This is a genomic window from Streptomyces sp. NPDC059255 (genome assembly GCF_042752355.1).
Classification (GTDB): Bacteria; Actinomycetota; Actinomycetes; order Streptomycetales; family Streptomycetaceae; genus Streptomyces.
This window is the reverse complement of record NZ_JBHYZP010000016.1, coordinates 41991-48226: the sequence shown is the minus strand read 5'-3', so window position 1 is coordinate 48226 and position 6236 is coordinate 41991. Positions and strand designations below refer to the sequence as shown.

Here is a 6236-nt window from a genome sequence, read left to right as displayed (position 1 = left end):
TGTCTTGCGGGGGGTGGGCTCCGGCGCCTCCCGGGGGGGCCGGTTGGGGGGGGGGGGGCGGGGGGCGGCCCCCCCCCCCCCGGCCGGTCTCCCCGCCGAAACTTTCCCGACCCGAGCCGGCAACCTTTCCCGCACGGGCGGCGACCGGAGAGCACAGGGGCCCCAACCCCCCACCCCCTCTGGAGGATTCCGTGCGGTTCAGACCCCCACCCCCGGGCAGTTCCCACCCGCGCGCCCGCGGCCTGCACCTGCTCGGCGTGCTCGCTCCGGCCGGCGCGGTCGTCGCCGCCCTCATGTCCCCCGTGGCGAGCCCCGCGCAGGCCGCCGACGCGCCGCCCCAGGCCCAGCTCGCCGCCGCACGCATGGAGCGGCTCGACCGCGGCCTGGTGAGCGTGCACACCGGCAACGACAACCTGGTGAGCTGGCGCTGGCTGGCGACCGACGCCGACAACGTCACGTTCAACCTCTACCGCGGCTCGCTCAAGGTCAACACCGAGCCCATCACCACCACGAACTACCTGCACAAGGACGCGCCCAACTCGGCCGACTACACCGTGCGGGCCGTCGTGAACGGCACGGAACAGGCCGCCTCGCCCAGCGCCGTCCAGTTCCGGCCGGGCTATCTCGACGTACCCATCTCGGTGCCGCCGGGCGGCTCCGACTACACATACGAGGCGAACGACGCCTCCGTGGGCGACCTCGACGGCGACGGCGACCTCGACATCGTCCTGAAGTGGCAGCCCACCAACGCCAAGGACAACTCGCAGTCCGGGGTCACCGGCAACACCGTCGTCGACGGCTACACCCTCCAGGGGCAGCGGCTGTGGCGGATCGACCTCGGCCGCAACATCCGCTCCGGCGCGCACTACACCCAGTTCCAGGTCTTCGACTACGACGGCGACGGCAAGGCCGAGGTCGCCATGAAGACCGCCGACGGCACGGTCGACGGCACGGGCAAGGTCATCGGCACCGCCTCGGCCGATTACCGCAACTCCTCCGGCTACGTCCTGACCGGGCCCGAGTACCTGACCGTGTTCAACGGACAGACCGGCGCCGCGCGTTCGACCGTCGACTACGTGCCGCCGCGCGGCACCGTCTCCTCGTGGGGCGACTCGTACGGCAACCGCGTGGACCGCTTCCTGGCCGGCACCGCCTATCTGGACGGGGCCACGCCCTCCCTGATCATGGCCCGCGGCTACTACACCCGTACGGTCATCAGCGCCTGGAACTTCACCGGCGGACAGCTCACCCGCAAGTGGACGTTCGACACCAACAGCTCCACCAACACCGGCAAGGGGTACGACGGCCAGGGCAACCACGCCCTGACCATCGGTGACGTGGACGGCGACGGCCGCGACGAGATCGTCTACGGCTCGATGGCCGTCGACGACAACGGCGCGGGGCTGTGGACGAACAAGAACGGCCACGGCGACGCGGCCCACCTCGGCGACCTCGACCCGTCCCGGCCGGGGCTGGAGTACTTCAAGGTGGACGAGGACGGATCGAAGCCGTCGTCGTACTTCGCGGACGCCAGGACCGGGCAGGTCCTGTGGTCGACCCCGGCCTCCGGCGACAACGGCCGCGGCGTCTCCGGCGACATCTGGGCGGGCAGCCCCGGCGCCGAGTCCTGGTCGTCGGCCGACGGCTCGCTGCGCTCCACGAGCGGCGCCGCCCTGGGCCGCAAGCCGTCCTCGACCAACTTCCTGGCCTGGTGGGACGGCGACCCGGTGCGCGAACTGCTCGACGGGACACGCATCGACAAGTACGGCACGTCGGGCGACACCCGGCTGCTGACGGCCTCCGGCGTGCACTCCAACAACGGTACGAAGGCGACCCCTTCGCTCTCCGGCGACATCCTCGGCGACTGGCGCGAGGAGGTCATCTGGCCCACCGCCGACAACACGGCGCTGCGCATCTACTCCACACCGCACCTGACCGACCGGAAGATCACCACCCTGCTCCACGACCGGACCTACCGGACGGCACTGGCCTGGCAGAACACGGCGTACAACCAGCCGCCGCACCCCGGCTTCTTCATCGGCAACAACATGCCGACGCCACCGCGCCCGGTCATCACCACCCCGTGAAACCCACGCCACGGCACCCACGCCATGACACCCACCCCGTGACACCCACCCCCACACCCACACCCCCACCGAAGGAGCCGTCTCACCATGAGTGACCAGCAGCACGGCAAGCAGCTCAGTACCAGGTCCGGTACCAGGAGGCGCCGGTTCGTCGCCGGCGGCCTCGGCGCCGTCGCCCTCACCGTCGGCGCGCTCACCTCCGGACTGACCCTGCCCTCCGCGATGGCCGCCACCTGGCCGTCGGCCAACGGCAGCGAAGGCGTGGGCGCGACCAAGCCGGTCAGCGGCACCGTCGACGGCGGCATGAAGCGCTACTACGGCACCGGCGACCTCGGCACCGGCGGCCAGAACGAGGACCAGGACCCGCTGTTCAAGCTCGCCGACGGCGCGACGCTGAAGAACGTCATCCTCGGCGCCCCGGCCGCCGACGGCATCCACTGCTCCGGCAGCTGCACGCTGCAGAACGTCTGGTGGGAGGATGTCGGCGAGGACGCGGCCACCTTCCGGGGCACCGGCAAGACGTTCAACGTCGTCGGCGGCGGCGCCCGCAAGGCCGCGGACAAGATCTTCCAGTTCAACGGCGGCGGCACGCTGAACATCTCCAACTTCGCGGGGCAGGACTTCAAGACGTTCGTCCGCTCCTGCGGGAACTGCTCCTCCCAGTACAAGCGCACGATCAACGTCACCAACACGGAGATCACCGCGCCCGGCGGGGTCATCGGCGGGATCAACACCAACTACGGTGACTCGCTGACCCTGCGCGGCATCACCATCGTCGGGGACAGCAGCAAGAAGATCGTGCCGTGCCAGAAGTACATCGGCAACAACACGGGCGCCGAGCCCACGAAGAACGGCACGGGCCCGGACAGCACCTACTGCAAGTACTCCGCGTCGGACCTCACGTACCGATAAGCCCGGGGCGGCACTTCAGCGCCCGTGGTCCCGTCAGGGCCCGTAGACGTCTTCTCCGGTGCTGGTTCCGGTACCCGTACCGTTACCGGTGCCGGAGGAGGCGTACCCCTTGCCCTCCTCGACCGTGCCGCCGAGCTCGCCCTGAACGGCCTCCAGGTTCGGCCCCTTGTTCGTGCCGATCGCCCACCGGTTGCCGACCAGGTACCAACCGCCGTACATCTTCGCGTAGTCGACCCAGTCCCGCTGGTTCTGTTCCGTGGTGAAGGTGATGAGCGTGTACGGGAGCTCGCCCTTCTTGCAGACCCCTTGCCGGTAGTCCTGCACCTTCATCCTGATCTGGGCCTCACAGCCGACGGCCTCGGCGAGCTGCTCCACCGTGGCCGGTTTCGCGGCCTTCACCGGCTCGACGGAGGGCGCGGCGGCGCCGGCGCGCCGCTCCGGCTTCGCCGAGTCCTTGTCCTGGTCCGTGTCGCCGCCCCCGCACCCGGCGAGGAACAGCACCCCCACGGCCATCAGCCCCGCTGTCGCAGAACGGGGTCCCGGGCGTCGCGGCCTGTGCCGCCGGTGTGCGAGAAGGCGTATCACGCCCACGTATACGTACGCGGCGGCGCGCGTGTTCAACGCCGGCGCGACGCATTCCCGCGGCTGAGCCGGGCCGCGTGCTGAGCCGGGCCGCGTCACGCGGCTCCGCCGATGGCCTCCCGCCACGTGGTGCGGGTCGCGACGGCCTGCCGCCAGGGGCGGATCGCCTTCGGCGGCATCCCGACCGCGAGGACTCCGGCGAGGCGGTCGCCGGCGCGGTAGGCGACCACGCAGCGGCGCTCGCCGAGGTCGCCCGCGACGACGGCGACCTCCTCGTGGCCGCGCAGGTATCCGTACGCCTGGATCTTCATGTCGTACTGGTCCGACCAGAAGTACGGGACCGGCGCGAACGGCTTGCGCGCGTCCGGGCGGAGCAGGTTGCGGGCGGCTGCCATGCCCTGTTCGGCGGCGTTGGTACGGTGCTCGATCCGCATGTCGACTCCGAACAGCGGGTTGTGCCAGCGGGCCACGTCCCCGGCGCCGTACACACCGGGGGCGGCGGCGCTGAACTCGTCGCAGACCAGGCCGTTGTCGAGGGTCAGCCCGCTGCCGGTCAGCCACTCGGTGTTGGGCAGGGAGCCGACGGCCATCAGCACCTCGTCGGCGTCGACGACGCCGCCGTCGGCGAGCCGTACGCCGTCGCCCGTCACCTCGGTGACGCTCACGCCGGTGCGCAGCTCCACGCCGTGGTCGAGGTGGGCCCCGGACAGGACGCGGCCGACCTCCTCGCCGACCGCGTGGGCCAGCGGCACCGGGGCCGGTTCCAGCAGGGTGACCCGCGCACCGAGCCCACGGGCCACGGCGGCGGCCTCCGCACCGAGGAACCCGGCGCCCACCACGACCAGATGCCGCCCCGGGCCGAGCCGGTCCCGCAGCGCGAGGGCGTCGTCGAGGGTGCGCAGCACATGCGCGCCCGCGCCGGGCAGGGTGCGCGGCCGTACGCCGGTGGCCACGATCAGTCCGTCGTACGGCAGCGACTCGCCGTCGGCCAGCGTCACCGTACGGTCCTCGGGGTCCAGTCCGGTCGCGGCGACCCCGAGACGCAGGTCGAGGCCGAGCGCCTCCAGGTCGTCCGGGGAGCGCAGCGCCAGTCTCGCCCTGTCCCACTCCCCGGCGAGGATCTGCTTGGAGAGCGGCGGCCGGTCGTACGGGGCGTGCCGCTCGTCGCCGACCAGGGTGAGCATCCCCGCGTACCCCTCCCGGCGCAGCGTCTCGACGGCGGCGAGTCCGGCCGCCGAGCCGCCGACGACCACGATCCGCGTGCTCTGTGTCATGTCTCCGACTCTGTCTCTGTCCTCGGTGGGCGGGGGTCGCTCCGCGCGGGGCGGAGGGGTGGGTCTCCATGGAACCGGAACGGGCTGACGCCTTCCGGTCGGTTACCTGACGGGAAGCTGACGTGAGGCAGGTCACAGGAGTGACAGGGGTGCGGTGCCGTGACCGTCAGTGGCCCAGCCAGTAGCCGAAGCCCTTACGGGTGTGGATCAGGGGCGGGCCCTCCTGGTCGACCTTGCGCCGCAGCCGGGAGACCAGCTTCTCGATCGCGTTGTCGGCGCGGCCCTCGCCCCATACGTGCCGGCAGATCTGTTCCTTCGAGAGGACCTGTTCCGCGTTGACGAGCAGGTGGCGCAGGAGCCGGTATTCGGCGGGGGTGAGATCGAGCGTGCGCCGGCCGCGCCGGGCCCGGCAGGTGGCGTCGTCCAGGGTGAGGTCGTCGTAGCGCGGCGTCCCGGTCCGCCCCTCGGCGCTCCGGGTGCGCAGCAGCGTCTCGGCCCGGGCGAGGACCTCGGCGATGCGGAACGGTTTGGTCACGTAGTCGGCGCTGCCCGTGACGAGTCCGGCGGCCAGGGATTCGAGGGAGTCCAGGGCGGCGAGGAAGAGCAGCGGCGGCCGGTCGGCGACGGACAACCGGGGAAATTTGGCGAACCGCTTCATCCCGGGCATGGTCATGTCGAGGACGACCAGGTCGGCCGGCTGCTCCACGAGCCGCGACAGCGCCTCCCGTCCGGTGCTCGCCGTTCCGGTCCGGTAGCCGGCGAGCCCCAGGGTGGTGGTGAGCAGTTCCACCGTTGCGGGATCGTCCCCGACGATCAGGACCCGCCGCCCGTTCCCGCGGGCGCTCACGCGGTGCCCGGGGACCCGGCGTCGTCGTCCTCGACGGAATGGCTGAGGAAGTTGTCGACCATCCGATGGAAGAGGGTGGCGAGCTGGTGGAGGTCCTGCGGCGACCAGTCCCCCAGGGCCATCTCCATGCCCCGGCGGCTCGCGTCGCGGATCCGGTCGATGGCGTCGCGGCCGACCGGCGTGAGCTGGACGCGCTGGGCCCGGCGGTCGTCGGGGTCCGGGACGCGGGTCACGTAACCGGACTTCTGCAGCTGCTGCACCTGGCGGGTGATGTGCGACGCCTCGACGCCGAGGCGGACCGCCAGCTCGCCGGGGCGCAGGGCGTCGGAGTCGGCCATCGCCCGCAGGATGGCGACGGCGGCACGGTCCAGCGAGACACCGGCCAGCGCCATGAGGCGCTCGTGCTGCCGGACCCGGTTGGTCAGGTACGAGATGTGGGTGAGGGCGCGCTCGATCTCGATGATGTCGGGGGAGACGGGGACGGTGGTGTGCGGCGGTGTGGGCATGTGCATCACTTTATCATCTGCTTGCTTG

At 71.6% G+C, this 6236-nt stretch carries 6 protein-coding genes; 2 read left to right on the top strand and 4 right to left on the bottom strand.

All coding sequences use genetic code 11. The features are described 5' to 3' along the window. Nucleotides 1-293: 293 nt before the first annotated feature. Nucleotides 294-2087, top strand: coding sequence for a rhamnogalacturonan lyase (locus ACFXKG_RS19875; RefSeq protein ID WP_384840698.1), 1794 nt, complete (start codon nt 294-296; stop codon nt 2085-2087). An 87-nt stretch (nt 2088-2174) separates the two neighbouring features. After that, nucleotides 2175-2999 carry a pectate lyase gene (locus tag ACFXKG_RS19870; RefSeq protein WP_384840356.1) on the top strand — a complete coding sequence of 275 codons (825 nt, stop codon included), beginning with the start codon at nt 2175-2177 and terminating at the stop codon, nt 2997-2999. A gap of 33 nt (nt 3000-3032) precedes the next feature. Here the strand turns inward: ACFXKG_RS19870 and ACFXKG_RS19865 are convergent, their stop codons facing one another. From ACFXKG_RS19865 to ACFXKG_RS19850, 4 genes are all read right to left on the bottom strand, one after another. Beyond that, nucleotides 3033-3512: a hypothetical protein gene (locus ACFXKG_RS19865; protein WP_384840353.1), complete on the bottom strand. Its 480-nt coding sequence runs from the start codon at nt 3510-3512 to the stop codon at nt 3033-3035. Nucleotides 3513-3676: 164 nt separating this feature from the next. After that, a complete protein-coding gene (locus ACFXKG_RS19860; RefSeq protein WP_384840350.1) occupies nt 3677-4855 on the bottom strand; it encodes an NAD(P)/FAD-dependent oxidoreductase in 1179 nt (392 codons plus the stop codon). A 166-nt stretch (nt 4856-5021) separates the two neighbouring features. After that, a complete protein-coding gene (locus tag ACFXKG_RS19855) occupies nt 5022-5702 on the bottom strand; it encodes a response regulator transcription factor (RefSeq protein WP_384840347.1) in 681 nt (226 codons plus the stop codon). Beyond that, complete coding sequence (locus ACFXKG_RS19850) at nt 5699-6208, bottom strand: MarR family winged helix-turn-helix transcriptional regulator (RefSeq protein WP_384840344.1); 510 nt, start codon at nt 6206-6208, stop codon at nt 5699-5701. Before ACFXKG_RS19850 ends, ACFXKG_RS19855 begins: the two co-directional genes overlap by 4 nt. Nucleotides 6209-6236: the final 28 nt, after the last annotated feature.